A 25,842-nucleotide genomic window follows, 5' to 3' on the forward strand; every position below is an offset into this window, starting at 1 on the left:
GATTGCCGGCAGCGTGTTTGTGGCTTGGTTCTGGAAGGGAATGCTCCTTCGAAGAATCGGTAGCCGACACTCGTGAGTGGCGGGCGGCGGGCGACGGGGGCGGTACTGGCGAAAAGACGCCCTAGGTGCAGCCGGAGTGCCCCCTGACGTTACAGGGGGCGGAAACTGGGCCTGCTAACATCGCGGACTCCTCCCTGGCATCTTCCACTCGTGCGCGGGACTTTGGAGGCCTGACACGACGACTCGCCCAGGTCCAAGCTCTGGTGTGCGCTGATCCATTGCCAGGCCCCCGTACATGGTGAACTCTGATGTAGGTGAGCATCCGTCTGGTACCCCCGGGCCGTTGGCTGATGCTTGAGGGCCAAAGACACGCCTTTCACTGGGCGGTACATCGGCGTAGCGCTGGGGGGTCTTTGACTAGGCAGGAGGCCCGTCGTAGAAGGATTTGTTTCGGGGACTGGCGCTGGTGTGGGCGTTTCTTGGCGGCCCGGCTCGATCCGACTCTGTTTCACGTGAAACAGTGCGAAAGACCTGCCGTGGCCTTGGTCCGCATGCCCCTGGTCGATCGGCACCTGCGCTAATGACGGGCCCGGGGTGTTGGCTGTATTGGGCGGTCCGCATTGCACCAACAGGCCACCCTAGCAGCCTGCCCCGTGACTGTTCTGGATGGCAAGTTCGGAAACTTGAGGTGGCGGTCGGCGCTTTCAGAGTGCGGTCATTTTGCTATTACGGTGATTACCGGTGAAGAATAGTCGATCCTGTCCCGCACTCTTAGAGACGACACGGATAGGCTTGTTTTGAGTCGCAAGCGGAAGGAGGTTGCGTCAGGTGGGCTCGTTGAACCAGGGGAAAGGAACCGAAGGACGGTGCGCGCGCGTTAGCCGCCGGTCGCTTTGAGCACGTGCGGGCCTATTCCTTGCAGCGCTAGGGGTCCCCCTTTTGGCGGTGGACCGATGCCCCTGGCATGCTCATTGTTTGATCGTCTTCTGGAATTTGGGGCACGAGCCTAGGACCAAGAGTCTTTAGCGCCGCGATGACGATCGGACGCGGCGTTGTCGGAATGACTGAAGGACTGCGTACCGTGAAGGCAGCCTTCAGCATGTCCTCGTCGTATGAGTTGATATCTGGGGACACCGCGGCACCTTTGAAGTTGCGGCATATAGGTCGTCCCTACCTGTTCCTGTTCCTGTTTCACGTGAAACAGGACTGAGCTGGGAAGCCTAACCATTTCAGGTAGTGCTGCGAGACCGTTCAGTTTCCACTTATTGCGACAGCGAGGCCAATGCGGGCGCAGCTGATAGGTCATCCCTGTTCCTGTTTCAGGTGAAACAGGAACTGAGCCGCGGGGCCTAGCCATTTCCGGCTGGGGATGCGGGGACCGTCCAGTTTCACTTTTGCGGCAGCGGGCCAATGCTGGCACAGCTGCGGGCATTCGAAGGCATTGGAATCTTGGTCACTTTCGCCGCGCATGTTTTGGGGAAGGCGAGGTGGTCCAAATCGAAGTGGGCACAAGCCGGCGAGTTCGCTCCCTAATCGCAGTGAACATCCGAACAATCCCACCGACTCTCGTGCTGTTTTGGGTATGGAGCTGGTGCAAAGTCCGTGGTTGTGCCAGGCGCGGGTTGCCGGTGCCGGCATCTTCGACTCGTAAGTGGTGGAGCGGCTACTCTCCTTGGCCCCGCAGGCGGAATCGATGCGGATAGCATCCTAGAGCCTGCCGAGTCTTGGATTCTGCCGCGGCCCTGCCGGCCCCGTGCTGCTCCTGGTGGAAAGGCTACTCGGGATGGGTGCGCCCCGCTCTTCCGCTTCTTCTGCAGCTTCACCTGTTTTACGCCACGAATTGCTGCTGCAGCTCGCTGCACTACTGCAACAACCAACTGGGCTTCGTGTTTCACGTGAAACAACGGGCACGAAGCGCAGCGCAAGAACTGCGCGGGGAACTCAGCGTTTTCCCCTGTGTCCGCAAAGTTCATCCAAAGGCAGTGGGCCCCGCCGTATGGATGTGCAGCAATAAGAGCACGTCACTCTGCGTGCACCACAGCAGCGAACGCCTTGGGAACAAAAAGGTGGCCACTGCCCTCACGAGCAATGGCCACCCTCTACGGTTGCTGGTCCCCCAGCAAGCGTTTTTTGTTAGGACAGTACGTCCGCGAATTCCTTCTCAAAGAACTGCTTCGGCTTGGCTCCGATAACCGTGCTCTTCACTTCGCCGCCCTGGAACAGGTAGACGGCAGGAATGGACGTGATTCCGTATTCGGCTGCGATAGCCGGGTTGTCGTCAACGTTCAGCTTCACGACATCAACCTTCTCGCTGTACTCAACGGAGATTTCGTCGAGGATAGGCCCGAGCTTGCGGCAGGGACCGCACCATTCAGCCCAAAAATCAACGATGACCGGCTTGTCAGAGGACAGGACGTCCGTGCCGAAACTTGCGTCTGTTACATCTTTTGCATTGCTCATAATCTGTCTCTCTCTTCGATGGCGTTTACGGACTTAGGCGTGCAGGTCTGCGAGGTAGTGCTCCACGTCAATGGCCGCTACACAGCCCGAACCCGATGCGGTGATGGCTTGGCGGTAGGTGGGGTCTACAACGTCGCCTGCAGCAAAGACACCCGGCAGGCTCGTCCTGGAACTCCGCCCCTGCACAGCGATGGTGCCCTCGGGCGTCAACTCCAGAACGTCCTTCACCAGGTCAGTACGCGGGTCGTTACCAATAGCCACAAACACACCCGTGACCGCAAGATCTGAAACTGAACCGTCAATAAGGTTCTTCAACTTCAGGCCGGTGACTTTGCTTTCGCCGATGACATCCTCAACGGTGCTGTTCCAGATGAAGTTGATCTTCTCGTGCGCCAGTGCCCTGTCGGCCATGATCTTGGAGGCCTTGAGCGAATCACGACGGTGAACAACCGTTACCGATTTAGCGAACTTGGTAAGGAACAACGCTTCTTCCATGGCTGAGTCTCCCCCACCGATGACAGCAATGTCCTGGTCCTTGAAGAAGAAACCGTCACAGGTTGCACACCAGCTAACACCGTGTCCGGACAGCCGCTTCTCATTCGGAAGGCCAAGCTCACGGTAGGCGGAGCCGGTGGAGAGAATCACTGCTTTGGCCTGGAAAGTTTCCCCCGTGGCGATGGTGACCCGCTTGACAGGTCCTTCCAGTTGGAGCGATGTGACGTCTTCGAACTGGATCTCCGTGCCGAAGCGTGCTGCCTGCTTCTCGAAGTTCTCCATCAGGTCTGGTCCCATGATGCCATCGGGGAAGCCCGGGTAGTTCTCCACATCGGTGGTGTTCATCAGTTCACCGCCGGCGGTGACAGAGCCTGCCAGCAAAAGGGGCTTCAGGTTGGCCCGGGCAGTGTAGACAGCTGCCGTGTAACCAGCGGGGCCGGAGCCGACGATGATGACATCACGTACATCCGACGTGGTGTTTTCTGCGATGGTCACTGAACGGTGAACCTCTTCCTTATTAGACGCGCCCCGCCTTGGAGGCCGGCCACATGGCACAACTGATACTGCTGGCTGATTATTCCGGCGCCCAACACGATGGATTTCCGGCAGGCAGCAACAGCCAGCTCCGTGAGGCGCTCTTTCCAGATTACCGTCTCGCGGCAAAAGGAAAGTGCCGCAGCCCGATGACCATGGACTGCGGCACTTCCATCAGATAACTAGAAGAGGAACCCTCCCTGGTGGACCCGCGCTTACTGGACCTTGATCTCAGCGAGCCGGAGGCCGTATCCGTAACGTGTCTTCGGAGCCGCCAACCGGGGCAGCGAATTGATCGACACGATCACATACTGCGCCTGAACAGGTTCTGCCAGGGGGATGTTCAGGTCCGTGGAGGTGAAGCTGTTCGTGCCAACAGCCTTGGCCCCGTCGATTGAGGGCCGGTCGTTGGTGTACAGGGTGATGTTTCCACCGGAGCCGCCGAGCTGCGAAAGCGTGATCGACGAGACGGTGGCAGGGCTCTTCAGTTTCACAACGAGCGGAACACCCTCGGGTGCGAGTCCGCCCCAGTTCTCAGTGGCAAATTCCATGTCCGACCAGTAGCTGGCAGCGTTGCCGTCGTAAGCCTTCACCAAATCGCGGTCGAACGTGGCGGCGAAGTCGAAGTTACCCTGGCGGGTGACTCCTTCAATGGCCGGCGGGACAGCAGGCGGTGCAGAGGTAGGTGCCTGGGTTGCGGTGGCGTTCGCAGAGGGAGCGCTGTTGTTGGTGCTGGCCGCCGTCGGCTTGGCCTGTGGCTGTGCAGAAAAGAGGCTGCCAAGGTTGGTCACGGCAAACACCAACCCGGCAATCAGGACCACTGCGAGGAGCCCGCCCACCAGCCACCGCATGGAGCGCGGTTCACGTTCCGGGGCATCCCGGTCGTCGCCGTCATCATAATCATCCTGATCGGAGTACGAAGCGCCCGCAGCGGCACCTGCAGCAGCGGCGGGGGCTGCGGACCGTGCAAAGACCGGAGACTTCTTTTTGGTAGGCCGCGGCTCTTCTTCTGCCTGGGCATCTTCGTACAGGTCCTGGTCATCGACGTTCGCGTAGTCGTCCTCGGACCACAGCGAGACCTTCGGCTTCCCGGGACCGGACGGGGAGACGGATGACTCATCCCGGTCTGAAGGGCCCGACGGGAAGCTGGCGGTGGCCGGCTCCTCGGACTGAACCGCTGGCCTGGTGGCCGGACCCGAAACGCCCGGTGAAGCGGCACCGGCAGCGGCGCCAGCCGCCGCACCAGCGGCAGCCCCACCCAACGCAGAGGAACCGGACGGCTTGCGTCCAGCGGCGGGTGCCGCCGCAGGCCGTGCCGGCGGCTTGGGCGGCACTACGGGCGCTGCAGGGTAAGGATCAACCTGGCTGCGATGTCCGTCCGAGTAATTGATGTAGCCGGCGTCGACGTTTTCTTCGTCATCATAGGGCTCGGGTTCGCGGGACCGGGGCTGCCCAAAAATCTCGCTCCCCAAGGTGTCCGTGAAGAACGGTTCCACATAGGGAGGGTTGGAGGCCACCACGAGGTCCAGCAGGTCCGCAGCGGACGTGTGGTTGGTGATGAGGTACGTGGCCGCAGCTGTGACGCCGAGGTCCAAGACCTGGACTGTGCCGGGGCGCTCCCCGGTGGCAACCTCCCGGGCGCTTTGGGCAACCTGCTCTGTGTTGTCGGGTCCGGCAACCAGGATGCTGACCGGACGGTTCAGTACCTGGTCCACACCATCCAGCACCAGATCGTGGTCGTGCGAGGCCAATACGGTGGCTGTGACCTTGTAACGGCCGCCCAGTACTGATCCGACATCGATCGGGTTGGACACGTGTTCCTCCTAGACTGTCCGGTATTGCCGGCTCGGTTGACGCAACCACCGTTCAGGGACCGGCGCGAGGCTGGCCCTTGAATGCAACTACCCCTGTTCCCTTCCGATCCTAGCCGATTGAGCCCGGCCCACCGTGGACAAAGGCAGCGGCGAACGGCCGGAATATCACTTCTTGCGCGGCCGCCGCGGCTTGAAATGCGGGTTCTCGCCGGGCTTGCCCTGGAAGGTCCGCCGGCCGGGCAGCGGGATTTGCTCACGCAGCAGGCCGCCCCGTGCAGTACTCGGCTGGTCCTCTCCGGGGAGGTAGCCGCCGTCGTCCTGGCCCCTGCCGACCTCCGCAGGCGGCTGTGCGGCCGCCTCGCGCCGGGGAGCGGGTCCGGCGCGGAAGGAAACGGCGTCGAACTCGCCGGAAATCCGGGGAATGAGGCCGGTGTCCACAGAGGTGGTGGCGCGCTCTGGCGCCTGCGGCTGACGGTCGCCGGAGGAACCACCGGAGGAACCACCGGAGGGACCACCTGAGGAAGAGCCCGACGGCGGCGCGTCGTCTTCCGCTGAAGGGGCAGCCGGTCCCCCGCGCCCCAGCCGTCCCATCAGCGGCCGGAGCAGGTCCCGCAGTTCCGATACCCGGAACAACCTGAGCAGGAAGAAGTAGGCCACCAGCATGACGGGGCCCGCCACAACTACGGTGATGAGCGCCGTGATCCGGTTCTGCCAGGCAAAACCGTCCGGGTTGTAGCTGCCCAGGAGCCAGAGCGCGCCCGCACCTGCAATGGCGGAACCGAGGGCTGCGTAACCCATGCGGATGTAGGAGTTGGCGATCCGTGCCCCGTCCAGGTGGCCCAGGAGCCGGCGCAGGAAGTACGCGCTGATCACCACCGAGAGGATATTGCCCACCATATAGAGGACCGCGATGGCATAGATGATCTGGTTGACGGGCAGGAACTGGATGGCAAACGCCCCGGCCACGTACACAACGGCCAGCAGCAGCTGGATGTAGAAGGGTGTCCGGGCGTCCTCGTTGGCATAGAACACGCGGGACATCATGAAGTTTGCGCTCATAAACGGCGTACTGAGCGCGAGGATGGTTAACGTCTGGGCCAGCATCACGCCGTCCTGGCGGATGCCGCCAGAGAAGAACATGCCCAGCGGTCCGGCCAGGGCAAACAGGGCAAGGGCTCCGAACACCGTGGCCACGGCCATGGTCCGCAGGCCGTGTGAGAGGGCGTCACGCAGTTCAGCCCGGTTGCCGTCCTGCGATGCGCGGGTCATCCGGTTGAACAGGACAGTGGCCAGGGACAGGGCAATGATGGAGTGCGGCAGCAGGTACAGCTGGCTGGCCACCTCAAGGACGGCGTTGCCCGGAAGCATCTCCGCAGCGGGGTCGCCCGCCTCCTTCAGCCGGAGGCGTTCGGCACCGGGGATGGTGGCGATGCGCATGACGTACAGGAAGGCGAGCTGCCCGACGGCGGCCGTCAGCAGCGTCCAGACGCTCAGCTTGGCTGCCTTGCCCAGTCCCACACCACGCCAGCCGAAGCGTGGACGGAGGCCCAGCTTCAGCCGGATCACGGGAATCATCAGGATGGCGGTCTGTGACACCACGCCGATGGTGGAGAAACCGGCAACAAACAGGGTTTGGGTGGGCCCCCAGTTGTCCAGGGTGTGCGCATTGATTTCGTTGGCGCCGAAGATCCAGATGAACATGCCCAGCCCGGCGATGGCCACCACGTTATTAAGGATGGGCGCCCACATGGCCGGCCCGAACGCACCATTGGCATTCAGGACCTGGGTGAGGAGGGCATACAGTCCGTAAAAGAAGATCTGCGGCAGGCACCAGAAAGCAAACGTTACCGCCAGCGCTTTCTGCTGCGGCGAGTACCCCTGGGTGGTGAGCTCAATAACCCCGGGCGCTGCCAGGGTCACCAGGGCGGTCAGCCCCAGCAGGAGCAGGACAGCCAGCGTCAGCAGGCGGCTGATGTAATCCGCTCCCCTGTCCGGGGCCTTGCTTGCCTTGATGATCTGCGGCACCAGCACGGCGTTGAACACGCCGCCGGCCACCAGCAGGAAAATCAGGTTGGGCAGGTTGTTGGCATTGATGAAGGTGTCGTTGACCGTCGATCCCAGGCCCAGGGCCGTGCCCAGCATCCAGGTCTTGCCGAAGCCCAGGAAACGGGACACCAGGGTGCCCGCGGCCATGATGGCACTGGAACGGGTTTCGCTGGGGCCTGCAGGAGCTGGCTGGGCAACGTCCGGGGCGGCCGGCTCAGGCGGAACGCCGTCGGGCGCCGCGTCGTCGGGCCGGCTGGACCTGTCGGAAGGAAAATTGGAAGCTGACATCGAGTTCATCGTCTCACCCGCAGCAGCCCATCGCCGCACGGCAGTCGCCGCGGTGCGCCCCTAAAGGTGTTCGGGAAGGACTTCCCGGGCGAGGTCGGCGATCCGGCGTTCATTGGGGAAGGACAGCTTGCGGGCAAGTTCCTGGATGGGAACCCACGCCACGTCCACCGCTTCCTGGTCCGGATCGTTTTCGATGGTTAGTTCGCCGCCCGTGGCGCGCAGGAGGTAGTGGTGGACCGTTTTGTGGACACGGTGGCCGCTGACCGTGAACCAGTAGTCAATGCTTCCCAGCGGTGCGAGGATGTCGCCTTCAATGCCGGTTTCCTCGGCAATCTCGCGGACGGCGGCCTGCTCGTTGTTTTCCTTGCCTTCGGGATGCCCCTTGGGCAGGCACCATTCCAAACGGCCGCCGCGATTGAGGCGGGCGATAATCGCCACCCTCAGTTCGGCGTCGGACGTATCCACCACCACGCCGCCGGCGGAGACTTCCTCCACCGTGGGCAGCGAGGCCGGCGCCGAATGCGGGGCAGGCGCAACGTGCGCACCGATTGCCGACGGCAACGGTGCGTTTGTCCTCCTGCCTGGAGCGCTCGGTACTGGATGGGCCATGGAGTCCACTCTAACGACTGTTGCCCGTCCGTGATGACCGGAACATGACATCAACATGGACGGCATATGACGCGCTTTGCCGGGGGCGGACGGAATCAGCAGGATCTTGACAGTATTTTGGCCTGCGGTGCCGCTGGTTTCTGACAAGCTTAAGTAACTATGGCGCACGTACATCACAAGACTGAATCCCACACCGTCGATTTCCAGGTGGACCCGGTGGTCCTGGAGCTCGGCCAGCGCTTCGTGGACGCCGGCCATGAACTGTCGCTGGTGGGCGGTCCCGTGCGTGACCTTTTCCTGGGCAGGACCTCCCCCGACCTGGACTTCACCACAGACGCCACGCCGGACCAGACGGTATCCCTTATCAAGAAGTGGGCGGACAACTACTGGGAGATCGGGCGCGCCTTCGGGACCATCGGCATGCGCAAGGCCGGATTCCAGATCGAGATCACCACCTACCGGGCGGAGGCGTACGATCCTGAATCCCGCAAACCCGTGGTGGCCTTCGGCTCATCGTTGACCGACGACCTGCTCCGGCGCGACTTCACCATCAACGCCATGGCCCTCAAATTGCCGTCGCTGGAACTAGTGGACCCGTTCGGTGGGGTCAAGCACCTGCATGCCTCCATCCTGGCCACCCCCGGCGCCCCTGAAGCGTCCTTTTCCGACGACCCGCTGCGGATGATGCGCGCGGCCCGGTTCGCGTCGCAGCTGGGCGTCTCCGTCCATGACGACGTCCGGCAGGCCATGACCCAAATGGCCGAGCGGATCACCATCATCTCCGCGGAGCGCGTCCGGGACGAGCTGGTCAAGCTCATCTGCGGCGCCCGCCCCCGCGTAGGTATCGACCTGCTGGTGGACACAGGGCTGGCGGAATTCGTGCTGCCCGAGGTTTCGGCCCTGCGGCTCGAATCCGATGAACACCACCGGCACAAGGACGTCTACCAGCACTCGCTGCAGGTTTTGGAGCAGGCAGCGGAGCTCGAAACCGACGCTGACGGTCCCGTGCCCGGGCCGGATTTTGTGCTGCGTTTCGCAGCGTTGATGCACGACGTCGGCAAGCCGGCTACGCGGCGCTTCGAACCGGGCGGCGCCGTAAGCTTCCGCCACCACGACATGGTGGGTGCCAAGCTCACCACCAAGCGGATGAAGGCGCTCCGCTTCGACAACGACTCCATCAAGGCAGTTGCCCGCCTGGTGGAACTCCACATGCGGTTCTACGGCTATGGGGACGCCGGCTGGAGCGATTCCGCAGTCCGCCGCTACGTCACTGACGCCGGGCCGCTGCTTGAGCGGTTGCACCGGCTGACCCGATCCGACGTCACCACCCGGAACCAGCGGAAGGCCGAGCGCCTGGCGTTCGCCTACGACGACCTCGAGGCCCGGATCGCGGCACTGCGGGAACAGGAATCGCTGGAGGCCGTCCGGCCGGACCTTGACGGTGCCCGCATCATGGCGTTGCTGGACCTCAAACCGGGTCCGGTGGTGGGCAGGGCCTACAAGTTCCTGCTCAACGAGCGGATGGAACACGGACCGCTGCCTGCCGCCGAAGCGGAGGCCAGGCTCCTTCGCTGGTGGGCCGAACAGCCTGAATCAGCACCTGCCGCAACCGGGGATGGAACCTCTCCCGCCGGCGTCGCCCTTTCCCCTAAGGAGTCCAAGTGACCAACCCTGCCATTGCCCCACGCCCCCAGCTCTGGATCCTCCGGCACGGCGAGACCGAGTGGTCCAAGAGTGGGCAGTACACGGGACTCACTGACCTGCCCCTCACCGTGGAAGGCGAACAGCAGGCGGTGGAAGCCCGGAAGGTGCTGGACCCCGTCGATTTCGACTTGGTGCTGACATCACCGTTGCGGCGCGCCCGGCGGACTGCCGAACTCGCAGGCTTTCCCGACGCCCAGCACGAACCGCTTGCGGTGGAATGGAACTACGGGGACTACGAAGGCATCAGCTCGGACCTGATCCGCAAGGACAACCCGGACTACCTGATCTGGACGCACGGCGTGCCCAACGGCGAGACGCTGGACGAGGTTGCCGCCAGGGCGGACAAAATCATTGGGCGCGTCCTCGAATCGGGAATGGATAATGTGCTGATTGTGGCCCATGGACACTTCTCCAGGATCCTGACCGCACGGTGGCTTGAACTCCCGCCTGCCGAAGGGCGGCACTTTATTCTCGGCACTGCGAAAGTGTGCACCCTTGGCTGGGATAAGCGGACGCCGGCAATTGTGCGTTGGGGCCTTTAGGAACTGTTTCTAAATCTTTTTGATGATTTCCCTGAATTAGGTAGCCGCGCGCACTAATCGTGGTGTAGCTTTATTCCTGACCCCAGAGCCACTTGCCGGGGTCACCGGCGCATGTTGCTGCAGGCGGACAGCCTGGGCAACGGCAGAGCAGAAAAGGAGGTTGGGAAAATGATTACTTTGACTAGCGGATGGAAGATGACCATCACCGCGGCCCCGGCCTCTGATGCTTTTGCGCGCCCGTTTAGGGGTCACGCCGGCTCCTAGCCTGCGCCCTTTCCGCCGGTACTGAGTCCGGCGGTGACCGGGCGGCTGCGCACCGGCGTCTGTACCTCCTGCGCCATTGCACCGCGCAAGAGCCTGCCCCCTTTTAGCCGCGCTTTCTGCTGCTTCCTGCAGATATTAGCTGCCTGCTTTTAGCGGCCTTTTTATGCGCTCTAATGACAGCGCATAAACTTCCCTGCCCATTGCACTACATTTCGCTGCCCCAAATCCACCTGTATCCGCGGTGTGAAGAGGGCTTAATTGCCGCGCCCATTTTGCGGGCCAGTCAATTCGAAAAGGAGGTGACCACAATGATAAAGAAGATTCAACAGTTCCTGCTTCCCCAACGGGGAAAACGCAGCAGCCGCCGGCAATTCAACCGTCCGCTCCTGGAGAAGCAGCGGGAAGACGTATTCGTCCTTCTGCACCAGCACATGGGTGGCCTGCGCTGACTCTGTGGCCTGTCCCTTTACCTGTCCCCGGGAGAACCGATGAAGCAGGTCCATGCGGTACAGGAGCCCACGCGGCCGCGCGTGGGCTCCTGCCGGTCCCGTTCCCCGTCCCGGGCGGCGGTAAGCTCGAGGGCATGCAGGAGAACCAGCCGCCGGAGCATCGAGGGCGGCCCCGACTGGTAGTTCCCAGCCGTAGCGACATCCTCTTGCGGAACTTCACCGAAGTCATCGGCGGACCCCTGGGATCACGCTCTGCGCCGGGCATTGTCCGGCCCGGGGTTTTCACTGTTGAACGCGTCCTGGTCCTCCTGACGGTCCTGGCTGCCCTCGCCGGGATCCTGGTCAAGGGTTATTGCCGGGCCAATGGTTGGGAATCCCCCACGCAGTTCTATGCCACCTGCTATTCGGACTTTCCCGAGCTGTTCCGGAACCGGGGTCTGGCAGACGGGACCTTTCCCGTCCTTGGTCCCGGAAGCCTGTTTGAGTATCCCGTCCTGACCGCCCTTATTGCCGGAGTTACGGCCTGGCTGGTCCCCGGGAGCGGAATAACCGATTCGCGCGTCCTCGCCTACTTCGATATCAATGCCGCCCTGCTGGCGGCGGTCACCGTGGTGGCGGTCCTGGCGACCGCCCGGATGAGCAACCGGCGGCCGTGGGATGCCGCCATGGTGGCACTGGCCCCGGGCATCGTGCTGGCCGGAAGCATCAACTGGGACATGTGGGCCGTGGCCCTGCTCGCCCTTGGCATGTACTTCTTCGCGCGGCAACGGCCCCTGCTTGCCGGCGTCTTCATTGGCCTGGGCGCGGCCACAAAGTTTTACCCGCTGCTGGTGCTTGGCGCCATCCTGCTCCTCGCCCTCCGCACGGGACGGTTCCGTCCCCTGTTCGTGACGGCCGGTGCCGCCGGAGCCGCCTGGGTGGCCGTAAATGTGCCTTTCGCCTTGGCCAACCCTGCGGGCTGGACCTACTTTTTCCAGTTCAGCGCGGACCGCGATGCCGGCTACAGCTCGCCCTGGTTTGTGTACAACCTGGTTGCTGCCCGGTTGCGGTGGACGGAACTCAGCCCGGCCGCCGTCGACCTTCTGTCCCCGGGCCTCTTTCTGCTGTCCTGCGCGGCCATAGCGGCGGTTGCGCTGACTGCCCGGCGGCGGCCCCGGCTGGCGCAGTTGGCCTTCCTGATCGTGGCGGCGTTCATCCTGACCGGCAAGGTCTACTCGCCGCAGTTTGTGGTGTGGCTGGTCCCGCTGCTCGCGCTGGCACGGCCGCGGTGGCAGGAGTTCCTGATCTGGCAGGGCATTGAAGGCCTGCACTGGGCGGCCGTGTGGATGTACCTTGGACAGGTGACCAGCGCAGGCTCATCCCAGCACAACCTGGATATGCCGTACTACGCCCTGGCCGTGGCTGGGCACATGGCCGCGGTGGGATACCTGATGCTGCGCGTGACCTGGGACATCTTCGATCCGGCCTACGATCCCATCCGGCGGCACCACGTTGATGATCCCCACGGCGGCCCCTTCGCGGGCGCGCCCGACTGGTTCCGGCTGGGCCCCGGCGGATCCTCCCGTTCCCTCCTCCCATGGAAAGCAGGGTCCAATGCCTGATGTTGTGGTGGTGGGCGCCGGGCCCAACGGACTGGCAGCGGCAGTGGTGATGGCGCGGGCAGGTCTGTCCGTGGAACTCTTCGAAGCCGGCCCAAGCGTCGGCGGGGGCACCCGCACCAGCGAGTTGATGCAGCCAGGGCACTTCCACGACATCTGCTCGGCGGTGCATCCGATGGCCGTGGCATCACCGTTCTTCAAGGCCTTCGAACTGTTCCGGCGCGTCAACCTCATCACGCCCGACCTGTCCTACGCCTCCCCGCTGGACGGCGGACGGGCCGCCCTCGCGTACCGGTCGCTCGATCGGACCGCCGAGGAGTTGGGCCGCGACGGCGGGGCCTACCGGAAGCTGATGGCGCCCCTGGTGCAGCGCATCGACGACGTTATGGACTTCACCCAGAACCAGCTCCTTCGGATCCCGCGCAACCCTTTGGCAGCGGGGATTTTCGGGCTGAGGACCCTGGAGCAGGGATCACGGTTGTGGAACACCCGGTTCAGGGAAGAACTAGCGCCCGCCCTGCTCGCAGGCGTGGCGGCGCACGCGATCTCCCACCAGCCGTCCCTGGCCGCTTCCGGCGGCGGGTTGATGCTGGGAGCACTGGGACACGCGGGAGGATGGCCTATTCCGGAAGGCGGGTCCGCATCCATAGCTGCAGCCCTGGCCGAGGACCTCGCTGCGCACGGGGGTGCAATCCACACTGATGCACCAATCGACCGGCTTGAGGACCTTCCCCCTGCACGCGCCACTCTCTTGAACGTGGCTCCGCAAGGGCTGTTGAACATGGCGGGCCATGCCCTGCCCACCGGCTACCGTGCGGCCCTGGAATCCTTCAGGTACGGCAACGGTTCCTGCAAGGTGGATTTCATCCTTTCCGGTCCTGTGCCATGGACTGCACCTGAACTGGCCAACGCCGGGACAGTCCACCTCGGCGGGACCCGGGCGGAAGTTGCCCGCTCTGAGAACGAGGTCAGCGCCGGCAAACACCCGGAACGGCCTTATGTGCTGGTGGCCCAACAGTCCCGCTTCGACTCCAGCCGTGCTCCGTCCGGCCGCCACACCCTCTGGGCGTACTGCCACGTGCCCGCCGGCTCAACGAGGGACATGACGGAAACCGTCACCGCCCAGGTGGAACGTTTCGCCCCCGGGTTCCGGGACGTCGTGGTGGAGTCCAGGGCCATCACCGCCGCCGGACTGGCCCAGTACAACCGGAATTACGTGGGCGGGGACTTCAGCGCCGGGAGCATGGACATGCTGAACCTGGTGCAGCGGCCCGTGGTTTCGCCCGTGCCCTGGCGTACACCGTTGCGTGGCATCTACCTTTGCTCCTCCTCGACCCCGCCCGGGCCAGGGGTCACGGGCATGCCGGGCTACCACGCGGCCAAACATGCCCTGCAGGACATATTCGCCCTGCCCGTCCCGGCACTCGGCCTGGACGCGGCCTAGGCCCTGCTCCGTTTCGTGCCGCGGGCCATGGCAAGCCCGGGGCAAAAACCGGGAGATAATGGCGCGATGGGGATATCTACAAAACTGTCTTTGGGCATTGCTGCCGTCATTCTTGGAACATCGCTGGTGGCTTGCGATGACGGCAGGGGCGGCGCCGAAGCCGCCGCCACACAACTGGCTACCGCCGTCTCGGGACTCGACGTGGGGACGGTGCCCTTCGACGGCAAGGACTCCACGGCCGCCAGTGACCAGCTGAAGAGCGTTTTCGCCGCCCTCGACCCCTCGAAGCCAGCCGTTGAAGCCGGCGAACTCACGCTTGATGGCGACAACGCCTCAGCCCCGCTGAACTACACCTGGAACTTTGGCGGTGCCGAGTGGAAATACACCGTCTCGGCCAAATTCAAGAAGTCCGGGGACAAATGGCTTACCGTGTGGGACCCTGCCACTTTGGCGCCGGGGCTGGCGGACAGCGAGATCCTGACCAAGGGATCGCAGTCACCCCAGCGCGCGGACATCCTGGGCGCCGGAGACGTGCCCCTGGTGACGTACCGCCCCGTCGTGAACGTTGGCATCGACAAGCCCCAGCTGGGCGCTGCAGACCCCGCTGATTCCGCCGGCAAACTGGCCGCCCTGGTGGGCGTTGATCCCGCCGCCTACACCCAGCAGGTGCAGGCCTCCGGCGCCGAGGCCTTTGTCTCCGCGATAACGCTGCGCGACGAAGGCCGCACCATCACCAACGAGCAGATTGCAGCCATTCCCGGAGCCCGTGCCATTCCCGCATCCATGCCGCTGGCACCCAGCCGCACCTTTGCCCGGGCCGTCCTCGGTTCCGTCGGGGAGGCTACTGCCGAGCAGATCGAAGCATCAAAAGGCGGGCTGACGGCGGGAGACGTGACCGGCATCGGCGGGCTGCAGCAACAGTACGACGAACAACTCAGGGGAACTGACGCCGTCGTAATCCGCGCGCAGCGGGCAGACCTGACCAGGGAACAGATCCAGTCGGCCGCCACGGATCCGCGTCGGGTCCTCTTCGAAGTGAAGCCCACGCCGGGAACGCCGCTGAAGACCACCCTGGACCCGACGCTCCAGTCACTGGCGGAGACCACCCTTGAAGGAGTGAAACCGGCCTCCGCGATTGTGGCTCTCCGGCCGTCCACCGGGGCTGTGCTGGCAGCAGCGTCAGGGCCGGGAAGCAACGGCTACAACACGGCCATGCTGGGCCAGTACGCACCGGGCTCCATCTTCAAAATGGTGGATTCGCTGGCCATGTTCCGGAATGGCCTGACCCCGGATTCGAAGGTTGAATGCACGCCCACATTGACGGTGGACGGGCGGACGTTCAAGAACTCGGAGGGGTACCCGGAGAGTTCGCTGGGGTCGGTGACGCTCCGTGATGCCTTCGCCCACTCCTGCAACACGGCCTTTATCGCCGCGCGGGACAACGTCTCCCAAAGCCAGCTTGAAGCAGCGGCCTTGGCCATGGGCATCGCCGTCGAAGCGCCCACCCTCGGCGCGGACGCCTTCCTGGGCTCCGTCCCCGGCGAGGCCGCCGGCACCGAGCACGCCGCCTCCATGATTGGCCAGGGCAAAGTGCTGCTGTCTCCGTTGGCCGCCGCCATGATGGCCGGCTCGGTGGCCAAGGGCGCTCCGGTTGCCCCGCAGCTTGTCCTGAATCCCGACGCCGGTGCTGCCGCCGAGGGAACCACCAGCGGGTCCTCTGTTCCGCCTGCGCAGCCCTCCGCGACCGCCAGTGCCGAGGCGCCCTCCCAAGCATCCGGCAACCCCATCACCCCGGAAGAGGCGACGAAGCTGGCGGACATGATGCGCGCCGTCGTGACCTCCGGACATGCCGGCTTCCTCGCCAGCGTCCCCGGGGCACCGGTGGGGGCCAAAACCGGTACCGCCGAGTTCGGGAAGGAAAACCCGCCCAAGACGCATGCCTGGATTGTGGCCGTGCACGGCGACCTCGCGGTGGCTGTGTTTGTGGAGGACGGCGGCCTGGGCGCAACCACCTCCGGCCCGCTGCTGCAGAAGTTCCTGACCGCCGCCGGCTAAGGCCAAAAATCCGGGAGGGCGTGCCGTGGGAAGATGGAGTACGTGGCCCATATTGACGTTTCCGGCATTGATTACTTCCTCTCCGACGGCACCCAGCTGCTCAACGGAGTGACCTTCAAGGTTCCGGACGGCACCAAAACGGCCCTGATCGGTCCCAACGGAACTGGCAAGACCACGCTGTTCCGGATCATCGCCGGGGACCTGGTGCCCGACGAAGGGGTTATCGGCCGGTCCGGGAACATGGGCATCATGCGCCAGTTCGTCGGCCAGGTCCGCGATGACTCCACAGTGCGCGACCTGCTGGTCTCCGCCGCGCCGCCCGCACTGGCCGCTGCCGCCCGTGAGGTCGACGAGGCGGAACTTGCGATGGTGGAGCACGACGACGAGCCAAGCCAGATGCGTTACGCCCAGGCCATCGTGGACTGGGGGGACGCGGGCGGCTACGACGTCGAGACCGTCTGGGACGAAGTCTGCATGGCCGCGCTGGGACTACCCTTTGACCGCGCACAGCACCGCCCGGCGTCGAGCCTGTCCGGCGGTGAGCAGAAGCGGCTGGTCCTTGAAGCGCTCTTTGCCGGCCCTGATGACCTGCTGCTGCTGGACGAACCGGACAACTACCTGGACGTGCCCGGCAAGCGCTGGCTCGAGGAGAAGCTGAACGACTCCAAAAAGACCGTCTTCTTCATTAGCCACGACCGGGAGCTGCTGAACAACGCTGCCGGCCGCATCGTGACACTTGAGCCGGGCATCAACGGGGCCGGAGCCTGGATCCATGGCGGCGGGTTCGGCTCCTACGTGGAGGCCCGGGCGGACCGCAATGCCCGCTTTGAGGAACTGCGCAAGCGGTGGGACGAGGAGCACGTCAAGCTCAAGGAACTCGTCAACATGTACAAAAACAAGGCTGCGTTCCGCTCCGACATGGCCAACCGGTACCACGCCGCCCAGACCCGGCTGGCCAAATTCCTGGAGATCGGGCCGCCCGAAGCGCTGCCCATTGAGCAGAACGTGCAGATGCGGCTCAAGGGCGGCCGCACCGCCAAGCGCGCCATCGTGGCCGAAAAGCTGGAACTGACCAACCTGATGAAACCGTTCTCCACCGAAGTATGGTTTGGTGACCGCGTGGGCGTCCTGGGATCCAACGGTTCCGGCAAATCGCACTTCCTCCGGCTGCTCGCCACCGGCGGCACCGATCCGGAGCGGGAGCACCTGCCCGTGTCCGACGTCGAAATCGCCGAAGTGCCCCACGAAGGCACAGTGAAACTTGGCGCCCGCATCCGACCCGGCTTCTTCGCGCAGACACACGTGCGCCCGGACCTGCTGGGCAAAACGCTGCTGGAAATCCTGCACCGCGGAGACGAACACCGGTCGGGGCTGGGCCGCGAGGCAGCAGCCGGCGCACTGGACGGGTATGGGCTGGCCGGGCAGTCTGAGCAGAAGTACGAGTCCCTCTCCGGCGGGCAGCAGGCGCGCTTCCAGATCCTGCTCCTGCAGCTCAGCGGTGCCACGCTGCTGCTCCTCGACGAACCCACTGACAACCTGGACCTGCACTCGGCCGAGGCCCTGGAGCGCGCCATCGACCACTTCGAGGGAACCGTCCTGGCGGTGACGCACGACCGCTGGTTTGCCCGCACCTTTGACCGGTTCCTGGTCTTTGGATCTGACGGCAAGGTATATGAATCCGACGAGCCCGTGTGGGATGAGAAGCGGGTGGAACGCGACCGCTGAGCCTCACACGCTCTCTCAGTTAATGGGCATTTTTCGCTGACCCTCTCGCATGAGTGCGAGAGGGTTGCGAATTTTGGCGCATCAAGTGAGAGAGCGTCTGACGACTTTATGATCAAATGATCAGAAGTTGCTATCATTTGGTCATGAAGACGGACGAGCGGCATCGTACTATCGCCGGGCTGCTCCGCCAGCGCCAGGAGGTGACGGTCGAGGAGCTGACGCTTGCCTGCGACGCTTCTGGAGCTACTATCCGCCGGGACCTTGAGGTCCTCGCCGCCAACGGCGTTCTTCGCCGGGTCCATGGCGGAGCGCGAAGCCTGATTGGCCATGGCGGGAATCCCGGCTATGGGCAGCGGGAACTGGAGGACCAGGACGCCAAGAAGCGCATCGCCGCCGCCGTTGCCGGCCTCCTCCGCGACCGGGAGCATGTGTGGCTGGACAGTGGCAGCACCGCCACCGAGGTGGCCCGGGCGCTGGCAGGGAGGGACCTGACCCTGATGCCGATGTCACTGCGGTCGCTCAACGTTCTCGCCGCTGAAGAAGCTACGGCCGGAACCCGCCCCGCCCTGCTGCTGCCGGGCGGAAGCCTCGTTCCCGCCGAACTGTGTTTCCGGGGTCCGCTTGCGGAATCGAACGTCCGCTCACTGCGCTTCGACACGGCAGTGGTCACGCCCTGCGCTGTGGACCTCAAGGACGGGCTTCTTGCCCATGACCTGGAGGACGCGGCGGTGAAGCGGGCCGGGCTGGAATCAGCGTCCCGAGTGGTGGTGGCCGCCGCCGCCGCGAAATGGGACGCCCATGCCAGGGCCCTTGTGGCAGGCCTCGACCGTGTGGACATCATGGTCACGGACAAGCAGTTCAGCCAGGACGAACGACGACGACTTGAAGACAACTCTGTGGAAGTAGTGAACGTATGAGCATAAATACAGGTACGGCAGAGCAGGCCGGACTTAAGGCAGCCGCGGCCGCCACTTTTGTTGTCTTTGGCATCAACGGACTGGTTTTCGCCAGCTGGGCCGCACGGATTCCCGCAGTCACCGAAACGCTGAAGATCACATCGGGCCAGATGGGGACCTTGCTGCTCTGCACCGCCGTCGGCTCACTGCTCGCCCTGCCCACCGCAGGATGGGTGGTAGGACGGCTCGGTACAGCGAACACCGTACGCCTGGGCGGATTGCTGGCCTCGGCCGCCGGCGTGGGAATTGCGTTGTCGCTGTCCATCGCGTCCATCCCGGGCACAGCCGTTTCCCTGTTTTTCTTCGGTATCGCCATCGGCCTGTGGGATGTTTCCCAGAACATCGAAGGTGCGGACGTGGAACACAAGCTCCGGCGGACCATCATGCCCCAGTTCCATGCTGCCTTCAGCGGCGGCGCGTTCGTTGGTGCCCTCATCGGGGCAGGCCTGTCCAACCTTGGCATTGACCTGCCGCTGCACCTGCTGGTCATCGTGGGCATTGTCCTGGTGGCGACCATGCTCGCGCCCCGCTACTTCCTCCCGCACGTCGCCATCCCCGCTCCCGCCGACGGCGCCAAGGCTGTCAAAGGCCCGTCCGCCTGGCGGGACAGCAGGACTGTGCTCATCGGCATTGTCGTCCTTGGAGCGACCCTGACAGAGGGTGCGGGCAACGACTGGATCGCCAAGGCGTCGGTGGACGGCCTGGGCACCTCCGAATCCACGGGCGCCCTGATGTTCGCCCTCTTTGTCCTGGCCATGACGGCGATGCGCTTCCTCGGCGGCCGCGTCATCGACAAGTACGGCCGGGTTGCCGTGCTCCGGGCGAGCATGGCCGCAGCTGCGGCCGGGCTGTGCCTCTTTGTGCTTGCCGGAAACCCTTGGCTGGCCGCCATAGGTGCCGCACTCTGGGGCATAGGGGCCGCCCTGGCCTTTCCGATGGGTATGTCCGCTGCTGCCGACGACCCGCAGCACGCTGCAGCGCGTGTCTCGGTAGTGTCCACCCTGGGATACATCTCATTCCTGGCAGGTCCTCCCCTGCTGGGCTACCTGGGCGACCTCACCGGTATCCACCACGCCTTGCTGGCAATCCTTGCCCCCATCCTGGTGGCGCTCCTGCTGGCCGGTGCTGCCAAGCCGTTGAAGGCCAAGTAGGCCGCAACGCCGGTAGAAGCCGCTTCCGTCCCTTGTCTACGGCGGTAGGGTGAGGGGCATGCAGAGCAAATGGCGGACAAGCCATCGATGGATCAGCCGCACGGATAGATACCTCGTTCGGTATGTTTCGCGCTTGCCGGGCGGAAACCATGACGAGTTTTTCCGCAGGCTTTCCGCTGCCGCCAACCACGGAAAACTCTGGATGGGCATAGCAGCGGCCATCGCCATAATTCCCGGCAGGCCCCGGCGGGCCGCTCTTCACGGACTTATAGCCCAAGCGGTGGCTTCGGCGGTCACCAACGGAATTTTCAAGACGCTCCTTCCCCGCGCCCGGCCACTCCCGGAGCATCTTCCCGTGTTCCGGTTTGTCCATCCGCAACCCAAAAGCTCATCCATGCCGTCGGGACACTCGGCCTCGGCCGTGGCCTTCGCCGTGGGGGTGGGACTGGTGAAGCCGTCCGTTGGTGCAGCGCTGGCCCCGGCGGCGCTGGGAGTGGCCTACTCCCGCGTCCACACCGGAGCGCACTGGCCCTCGGATGTGCTCTTCGGCTCAGCGATCGGGGCGGGTGCTGCCTTGATAACCCGGCGGTGGTGGCCTGTCCGCCCGCCCTTTCCTCAGACCAGCAGGACCTGGACCTCGGCTCCCGGACTGCCCGAGGGAGCCGGGCTAAGCATCGTGGTGAACACCCTCGGAGGCTCTTTCAAGGAAGAGACGGCCGAAGCACTCCTAAAGGTATTCCCTAAGGCGTATATAAGAACCGTGGAGCCGGATGAGGACCTCCTGGCAGCGATTGACCAGACGGCGGCCCGGCCGGGGACCCTCGCGCTGGGGGTGTGGGGTGGTGATGGAACCGTGGGAGCTGCGGCCGCGGCCGCCGTCGAACGTTCCCTCCCCCTGCTGGTGCTGCCGGGCGGGACACTCAACCACTTCGCCCGTGACGCCGGTACCGGGAGCCTGAAGGAGGCCCTTGCCGCAGCATCGAAGGGCGAAGCTGCCTTGGCCGACGTCGGCATTGTCACCGTGGAGCGCGGCCTCGCGGGCAAGCCGGAAGCAGCGGAAGTGATCATGCTGAACACCTCCAGCATCGGTCTCTATCCCAACCTTGTCCGCCGCCGCGAACACCTGCAGCCGGCATTGGGCAAGCCCCTGGCAGGAGTAGTTGCCATGTTCCGCACGTTCGCCGCCGGCACCCCCACCACCCTGACAGTGAACGGCCGGAGCCATAAGTTGTGGATAGCCTACGTGGGACGCGGCCGGTACTACCCCCGCGACCACGCGCCGCTGTTCCGGCCCGTTCTTGACGACGGCATCCTTGACGTCCGGATGATAACGGCCGATGAGTCCTTCGCCCGGCTCCGCCTGCTCTGGTCCGTGTTGACCGGCACAGTGGCCACTTCACGCATTACCCACCTGAGCGAGGCGACGAACGTGCGGATCGAGGCAGGCGGCTCACCCATGGCACTGGCTGTGGACGGTGAGGCGGTAGCGGGCGTACGCAGCGTGGAGTACAGCGTGCGGCGCCAAGCACTGACGTACTACTCCCCGCGCCCCTGACACAGCAGTCCGAGGAAGCAGTCATCCAGGGGGACTACCCCGGTTTACCCCTGAATCATCCCTGAGACCGGCGAATTCGGGCAGTCGGATCGGTAGCGTGGGGTTTACACCACGTCCCAGCAACCTCTCCCGCAGCGCATACTGCCGTCCGAAGGAAACATCCATGATTGAGGCAAAAGGCCTGACCAAGGTTTATGGCGGAAAAACCGCCGTGGCCGGGGTCAGCTTCACCGTGAAACCAGGGCTCGTTACGGGCTTCCTGGGACCGAACGGTGCCGGCAAGTCCACCACCATGCGAATGATCATGGGACTGGACCGGCCGACGTCGGGTTCGGTCACCGTCAACGGCCTCCCCTACGCGCAGCACAAGGCGCCGCTGCACGAGGTGGGCGCACTGCTGGACGCAAAGGCCGTGCACACGAGCCGCAGCGCGTACAACCACCTGTTGGCCATGGCTGCCACGCACGGCATTCCCAAGGCCAGGGTCCGGGAAGTCATTGAAATGACCGGCCTGGAGGCGGTGGCGCGCAAGAAGGCGGGCGGCTTCTCCCTGGGCATGGGCCAGCGGCTGGGCATTGCCGCTGCGCTGCTGGGCGATCCCCAGACCCTCATCCTGGACGAACCGGTCAACGGCCTGGACCCGGAAGGCGTGCTGTGGGTCCGGAACCTGGTCCGCTACCTGGCCAACCAGGGCAAAACAATCTTCCTGTCCTCGCACCTGATGAGCGAGATGGCCCAGACCGCGGACCACCTGATCGTCATTGGCCGCGGCCGGATTATCGCCGATGCACCGGTGAAGGAAATCATTGCCGGAACCCGGCAGGCCAAGACGCTGGTCCGCACCGGCGCCGCCTTGGAACTCTCCGCCCTCCTGGCCGGCGACGGCGTCACCGTGGACCAGAGCGAGCCGGAGACCCTTGAAGTAACTGGGATGGACTCCCGGCAGATTGCCCGCATCGCTTTGGACAACCGGGTGCTGCTCTACGAACTCACGCCGCAGCTCTCATCTCTGGAAGACGCGTACTTCGACCTCACCAAGGACGAAGTGGAATACCACTCACACCTGACCAGCGGGCCCGCAGTATCCGCCCCGGCAGCGGCAGGAAAGTAAGGACGATGAGCACCATGACTGAAACCCGTACCGTCCCCACCCGTTCCTCCGCAGGTTCACGGGGAGTGACATTTACCGGCGTCCTGCGGTCCGAATGGATCAAGCTGTGGTCCTTGTTGTCCACCCGCATCCTGCTGCTGCTGACGCTGCTTGCCATCGTGGGCGTGGGGGCACTCGCTGTCCTGATCCGCTACACCTACCTGGATGAAATGATCCGCCGCGCCAGGGACCAGGGGCAGACGATGACCCCTGACATGCTGGAAAAATCCTTTCCCCCGGGCTCCGGTTTTGACCTGTACAACCTGCCCAATGCCGGGCTGCAGATCGGCATCCTCATCCTCGGCTCACTAGCGGTCCTCTTTATGTCCTCCGAGTACGCCACCGGAATGATCCGTTCCACCATGAACGCCGTCCCCCGGCGCACTCCTGCCTTTGTGGCCAAGGCGATCATCCTCGCCGTCATCTCCTACGTGATCACCACCATTGCCGGGGTGGTAACCTTCCTGATCGCCATGCCGGTGTTCCAGGGGATGGGCTTCGACCTCGACTGGTCCACCGACGGCGTGCTCTACAGCATCTTCACCGGCGGCCTCTACGTGGCCGGCGTTGCCCTGATCGGACTGTCGATGGGAACGCTGCTGCGCAATTCGGCTGGCGGCATCACCGTCCTGGTGGCCTTGTTCTTCGTCCTGTCCATCGCCGCAAGCTTTATGACCCTCATCCCCGGCGAGTTCTGGAAGTACGTACCGCAGTACATTCCCAGCGAAGCCGGCGGGCGGTTCCTGTCGATCGGACACACGGACGGCATCATTGACCCTTGGCATGGCGGCCTGATCTTCCTGGGCTACGTACTGCTGTTCCTGATCCCCGCGATGATTGTGCTGAAAAAGCGCGACGTATAACCCAGCAGGAATATAAGCAGGAATGACAGAAACGGCAGTAGGAAGGGACGCGCCGGCCGGCCAGGCCGACGCGTCCTTTGCCGAGCTCACCGCCAGGCGCAGGGGACTCATCCGGCGCTACCTGCATGCCCACCGGCGGGTTATGGATGCTGTGGTGGTTCTCAGCTACGGCCTGCTGGTGGCACCCACGGTGGTGGACGCCGTCGGGTCCGGCAACTGGATCGCCGCACTCCTGCTGGCGGCCGTGGCGGGGGCGTTGTTCCTCCGGCGTTCCTACCCGGTGGCCCTTGTTGCCTTCGTGGCGGTGGCCGAGGTGGCCGTGACGCTGCTGCATCCCTGGGGTTCCAACGTCTCGGCGGGACTGTGGTTTTCGCTCTACGCCGTGGCCGTGGCGCGCAGCCGCCGCTTCGCAATCATCGCGACGGCCGCGGCCACCGCTCCGCTGGCACTCCTCTACCTCCTGGCCGCCGTCGGGCCGATGCGGATAGAGGTTGTCCACACCCACGTCAATCCGGAAGATTTCCACCTCCTGACCAGCATTGCCACCGGTGCCACCATCGCGCTGTCCAACGTTATTGCCACGGGGATCGGCATCTCGGTCCGGCAGCGGCGCGAACACGAACAGGAGATAGCCGCCTGGGCGGCGAGGACCGCGAGCCTGGCGTCCGTTAGTGAACGGAACCGGATCGCCCGGGAGATGCACGACGTCGTGGCCCACTCGCTGACGGTGATGGTCAGTTTGTCCGACGGTGCCGCCGTCGTGGTCCGGAAAAGTCCGGAACGCGCCGGCGAGGTGCTCGGTGAACTGTCCCGCACGGGCCGCACGGCCCTCGCCGATATGCGGCGCGTGCTGGGCGTCCTGCGCGAGGACGGATCAGCGGCACCACGGCTGCCGCTCGCTTCGGGGGACAGCCTGTCCAAGCTTCTGGAGGGTTTCCGCACGGCAGGCCTGCCCCTGCATTACTCCCACACCGGGCCGGCCTTGCCGGACGACGCCGCCTTCCAGCTCACCGTGTACCGGATCGTCCAGGAATCGCTGACCAATGTGCTCCGCTACGGCCGTTCACTGGGGCGGGTGGACGTTTCGATCATCCGCTCAGGTTCCACGGTCACCATAGACGTGCTCGACGACGGCGCGGGAGTTCCCGGGGAGGTCCCACCTGAGGGGGTCAGCATTTCGGCCGCCGCGAACGGCTCCTACGGCACCTCTTCGGGCACCTCTTCCGGGACCTCGTACGGCACGGGCCAGGGAATCACGGGAATGGCTGAACGTGCCCGGATTTATGCCGGCAGTGTGGAAGCCGGCCGCAGCGGACGGGGCTGGCGGGTGCACGCCGTCCTTTCTTGGCCCGGCGACGAGGTTACCGATTCCATCCGCCCACACCAACTGCAAGGGAAAGCATGACGATCAACCCGGCCATCACGGTCCTGCTGGTGGACGACCAGCCCCTGCTCCGGATGGGGTTCCGGCTCATCCTTGAAGGCGAGGAGGATCTGCGGATTGTGGGCGAAGCCTCCGACGGCGCCGAGGCCGTCCGGCTGGTCCGTGAACTCACGCCGGACGTGGTGCTGATGGACGTCCGGATGCCCGTGCTGGACGGCATTGAGGCCACACGGGCCATCACGGCCGACGGCGCGGGCTCGAGGATCATCATCCTGACCACCTTTGACGTGGACGAGTATGCCTTTGCCGGCCTCCAGGCAGGCGCATCCGCGTTCCTCCTGAAGGATGCGGCGCCGCAGGACCTGATTAATGCCGTCCGGGTGGTGGCCAGCGGTGATGCAGTGGTGGCACCCCGAGTGACCCAGCGGCTGCTCGAAACGTACGTGCGCGGCACCACCAGGCCGGCGCCCTTGACAACTGCGCCTGATCCCCTCCTGGCGGATCTGACGCCCCGGGAAACCGAGATGCTGGAAGCGATGGCAGAGGGACTGTCCAACGCGGAGATCGCCCACCGGTACTTCCTGTCCGAGGCGACGGTGAAGACGCACGTGCGGCGGATCCTCACCAAGCTCCATCTCCGCGACCGTGTCCAAGCAGTGGTGTATGCCTACGAGACCGGCCTGGTGGTGCCGAGCAACCCGGACTACTGAGGCACAGCCTGCGCACAGGAATGCCCTATGCAGGTGACAGGCGGGG

At 64.5% G+C, this 25,842-nt stretch carries 21 protein-coding genes; 15 read left to right on the top strand and 6 right to left on the bottom strand.

Annotated elements, in window-relative coordinates:
- Positions 1-2,133 precede the first annotated feature (2,133 nt).
- Together trxA and trxB are read right to left on the bottom strand one after the other, a co-directional pair.
- Positions 2,134-2,460 (bottom strand): thioredoxin, encoded by a 327-nt coding sequence (gene trxA / locus BMX78_RS11060; protein ID WP_091419383.1) that lies wholly within the window; start codon positions 2,458-2,460, stop codon positions 2,134-2,136.
- 33 nt (positions 2,461-2,493) lie between these two features.
- A complete protein-coding gene (gene trxB / locus BMX78_RS11065) occupies positions 2,494-3,450 on the bottom strand; it encodes a thioredoxin-disulfide reductase (RefSeq protein ID WP_091419384.1) in 957 nt (318 codons plus the stop codon).
- A 53-nt stretch (positions 3,451-3,503) separates the two neighbouring features.
- On the opposite strand from trxB, the gene BMX78_RS23110 reads away from it, so the two are divergent.
- Positions 3,504-3,671, top strand: coding sequence for a hypothetical protein (locus tag BMX78_RS23110; RefSeq protein ID WP_170850782.1), 168 nt, complete (start codon positions 3,504-3,506; stop codon positions 3,669-3,671).
- Positions 3,672-3,704: 33 nt separating this feature from the next.
- Here BMX78_RS23110 and BMX78_RS11070 read toward each other — a convergent pair whose 3' ends face one another.
- Together BMX78_RS11070 and murJ are read right to left on the bottom strand one after the other, a co-directional pair.
- Positions 3,705-5,303, bottom strand: a complete 1,599-nt coding sequence (locus BMX78_RS11070; protein ID WP_091419386.1) for an ABC transporter substrate-binding protein — start codon at positions 5,301-5,303, stop codon at positions 3,705-3,707.
- Between the two features lie 165 nt (positions 5,304-5,468).
- Positions 5,469-7,496, bottom strand: coding sequence for a murein biosynthesis integral membrane protein MurJ (murJ, locus tag BMX78_RS11075; protein WP_286138910.1), 2,028 nt, complete (start codon positions 7,494-7,496; stop codon positions 5,469-5,471).
- Between murJ and BMX78_RS23425 the strand changes: the two genes are divergently transcribed.
- Entirely contained in the window at positions 7,495-7,701 is a 207-nt protein-coding gene (locus BMX78_RS23425) for a hypothetical protein (protein WP_286138911.1), read from the top strand. The genes murJ and BMX78_RS23425 overlap by 2 nt on opposite strands.
- On the opposite strand, the gene BMX78_RS11080 is transcribed toward BMX78_RS23425, so the two are convergent.
- On the bottom strand, positions 7,698-8,198 hold the full coding sequence (locus tag BMX78_RS11080) for an NUDIX hydrolase (protein WP_091419389.1): 501 nt from the start codon (positions 8,196-8,198) through the stop codon (positions 7,698-7,700). The genes BMX78_RS23425 and BMX78_RS11080 overlap by 4 nt on opposite strands.
- A 207-nt stretch (positions 8,199-8,405) precedes the next feature.
- Between BMX78_RS11080 and BMX78_RS11085 the strand changes: the two genes are divergently transcribed.
- Positions 8,406-9,911, top strand: coding sequence for a CCA tRNA nucleotidyltransferase (locus BMX78_RS11085; RefSeq protein ID WP_091419391.1), 1,506 nt, complete (start codon positions 8,406-8,408; stop codon positions 9,909-9,911).
- Positions 9,908-10,492: a histidine phosphatase family protein gene (locus BMX78_RS11090; protein WP_091419393.1), complete on the top strand. Its 585-nt coding sequence runs from the start codon at positions 9,908-9,910 to the stop codon at positions 10,490-10,492. The genes BMX78_RS11085 and BMX78_RS11090 overlap by 4 nt, the downstream gene beginning before the upstream one ends.
- A gap of 518 nt (positions 10,493-11,010) precedes the next feature.
- On the opposite strand, the gene BMX78_RS23115 is transcribed toward BMX78_RS11090, so the two are convergent.
- A complete protein-coding gene (locus BMX78_RS23115) occupies positions 11,011-11,259 on the bottom strand; it encodes a hypothetical protein (protein ID WP_170850783.1) in 249 nt (82 codons plus the stop codon).
- 80 nt (positions 11,260-11,339) lie between these two features.
- Here BMX78_RS23115 and BMX78_RS11095 point away from each other — a divergent pair, with 80 nt between their 5' ends.
- The 11 genes from BMX78_RS11095 (at position 11,340) to BMX78_RS11145 (ending at position 25,796) form a co-directional block, all read left to right on the top strand.
- Positions 11,340-12,806 (top strand): glycosyltransferase family 87 protein, encoded by a 1,467-nt coding sequence (locus BMX78_RS11095; protein WP_091419394.1) that lies wholly within the window; start codon positions 11,340-11,342, stop codon positions 12,804-12,806.
- Complete coding sequence (locus BMX78_RS11100) at positions 12,799-14,247, top strand: phytoene desaturase family protein (protein ID WP_091419396.1); 1,449 nt, start codon at positions 12,799-12,801, stop codon at positions 14,245-14,247. Before BMX78_RS11095 ends, BMX78_RS11100 begins: the two co-directional genes overlap by 8 nt.
- Before the next feature lie 66 nt (positions 14,248-14,313).
- Entirely contained in the window at positions 14,314-16,302 is a 1,989-nt protein-coding gene (locus tag BMX78_RS11105) for a penicillin-binding transpeptidase domain-containing protein (protein WP_091419398.1), read from the top strand.
- A gap of 42 nt (positions 16,303-16,344) precedes the next feature.
- Positions 16,345-18,027, top strand: a complete 1,683-nt coding sequence (locus BMX78_RS11110) for an ABC-F family ATP-binding cassette domain-containing protein (protein ID WP_091419399.1) — start codon at positions 16,345-16,347, stop codon at positions 18,025-18,027.
- Between the two features lie 143 nt (positions 18,028-18,170).
- Positions 18,171-18,944, top strand: a complete 774-nt coding sequence (locus tag BMX78_RS11115) for a DeoR/GlpR family DNA-binding transcription regulator (protein WP_091419401.1) — start codon at positions 18,171-18,173, stop codon at positions 18,942-18,944.
- Positions 18,941-20,134 (top strand): MFS transporter, encoded by a 1,194-nt coding sequence (locus tag BMX78_RS11120; RefSeq protein ID WP_091419403.1) that lies wholly within the window; start codon positions 18,941-18,943, stop codon positions 20,132-20,134. Before BMX78_RS11115 ends, BMX78_RS11120 begins: the two co-directional genes overlap by 4 nt.
- 58 nt (positions 20,135-20,192) lie before the next feature.
- Positions 20,193-21,689, top strand: coding sequence for a bifunctional phosphatase PAP2/diacylglycerol kinase family protein (locus tag BMX78_RS11125; protein WP_091419404.1), 1,497 nt, complete (start codon positions 20,193-20,195; stop codon positions 21,687-21,689).
- A 163-nt stretch (positions 21,690-21,852) separates the two neighbouring features.
- Positions 21,853-22,800 (top strand): ABC transporter ATP-binding protein, encoded by a 948-nt coding sequence (locus BMX78_RS11130; protein WP_091419405.1) that lies wholly within the window; start codon positions 21,853-21,855, stop codon positions 22,798-22,800.
- 5 nt (positions 22,801-22,805) lie between these two features.
- A complete protein-coding gene (locus BMX78_RS11135) occupies positions 22,806-23,702 on the top strand; it encodes an ABC transporter permease (RefSeq protein WP_091419407.1) in 897 nt (298 codons plus the stop codon).
- Between the two features lie 22 nt (positions 23,703-23,724).
- A complete protein-coding gene (locus BMX78_RS11140; protein WP_091419408.1) occupies positions 23,725-25,107 on the top strand; it encodes a sensor histidine kinase in 1,383 nt (460 codons plus the stop codon).
- Positions 25,104-25,796: a response regulator gene (locus tag BMX78_RS11145; RefSeq protein ID WP_091419410.1), complete on the top strand. Its 693-nt coding sequence runs from the start codon at positions 25,104-25,106 to the stop codon at positions 25,794-25,796. Before BMX78_RS11140 ends, BMX78_RS11145 begins: the two co-directional genes overlap by 4 nt.
- Positions 25,797-25,842: the final 46 nt, after the last annotated feature.

It is taken from the genome of Arthrobacter sp. OV608, from assembly GCA_900110595.1.
In the GTDB taxonomy this organism is placed as follows: domain Bacteria; phylum Actinomycetota; class Actinomycetes; order Actinomycetales; family Micrococcaceae; genus Arthrobacter.

Excerpts from the sequence above, each read along its gene's own strand:
- trxA (WP_091419383.1), bottom strand. The coding sequence starts at position 2,460 with ATGAGCAATGCAAAAGATGTAACAGACGCAAGTTTCGGCACGGACGTC.
- BMX78_RS23110 (WP_170850782.1), top strand. The coding sequence starts at position 3,504 with ATGGCACAACTGATACTGCTGGCTGATTATTCCGGCGCCCAACACGAT.
- BMX78_RS23425 (WP_286138911.1), top strand. The coding sequence starts at position 7,495 with ATGATGGCACTGGAACGGGTTTCGCTGGGGCCTGCAGGAGCTGGCTGG.
- murJ (WP_286138910.1), bottom strand. The coding sequence starts at position 7,496 with ATGGCCGCGGGCACCCTGGTGTCCCGTTTCCTGGGCTTCGGCAAGACC.
- BMX78_RS11085 (WP_091419391.1), top strand. The coding sequence starts at position 8,406 with ATGGCGCACGTACATCACAAGACTGAATCCCACACCGTCGATTTCCAG.
- BMX78_RS23115 (WP_170850783.1), bottom strand. The coding sequence starts at position 11,259 with ATGGACCTGCTTCATCGGTTCTCCCGGGGACAGGTAAAGGGACAGGCC.
- BMX78_RS11095 (WP_091419394.1), top strand. The coding sequence starts at position 11,340 with ATGCAGGAGAACCAGCCGCCGGAGCATCGAGGGCGGCCCCGACTGGTA.
- BMX78_RS11100 (WP_091419396.1), top strand. The coding sequence starts at position 12,799 with ATGCCTGATGTTGTGGTGGTGGGCGCCGGGCCCAACGGACTGGCAGCG.
- BMX78_RS11105 (WP_091419398.1), top strand. The coding sequence starts at position 14,314 with ATGGGGATATCTACAAAACTGTCTTTGGGCATTGCTGCCGTCATTCTT.
- BMX78_RS11115 (WP_091419401.1), top strand. The coding sequence starts at position 18,171 with ATGAAGACGGACGAGCGGCATCGTACTATCGCCGGGCTGCTCCGCCAG.
- BMX78_RS11120 (WP_091419403.1), top strand. The coding sequence starts at position 18,941 with ATGAGCATAAATACAGGTACGGCAGAGCAGGCCGGACTTAAGGCAGCC.
- BMX78_RS11125 (WP_091419404.1), top strand. The coding sequence starts at position 20,193 with ATGCAGAGCAAATGGCGGACAAGCCATCGATGGATCAGCCGCACGGAT.
- BMX78_RS11130 (WP_091419405.1), top strand. The coding sequence starts at position 21,853 with ATGATTGAGGCAAAAGGCCTGACCAAGGTTTATGGCGGAAAAACCGCC.
- BMX78_RS11135 (WP_091419407.1), top strand. The coding sequence starts at position 22,806 with ATGAGCACCATGACTGAAACCCGTACCGTCCCCACCCGTTCCTCCGCA.
- BMX78_RS11140 (WP_091419408.1), top strand. The coding sequence starts at position 23,725 with ATGACAGAAACGGCAGTAGGAAGGGACGCGCCGGCCGGCCAGGCCGAC.
- BMX78_RS11145 (WP_091419410.1), top strand. The coding sequence starts at position 25,104 with ATGACGATCAACCCGGCCATCACGGTCCTGCTGGTGGACGACCAGCCC.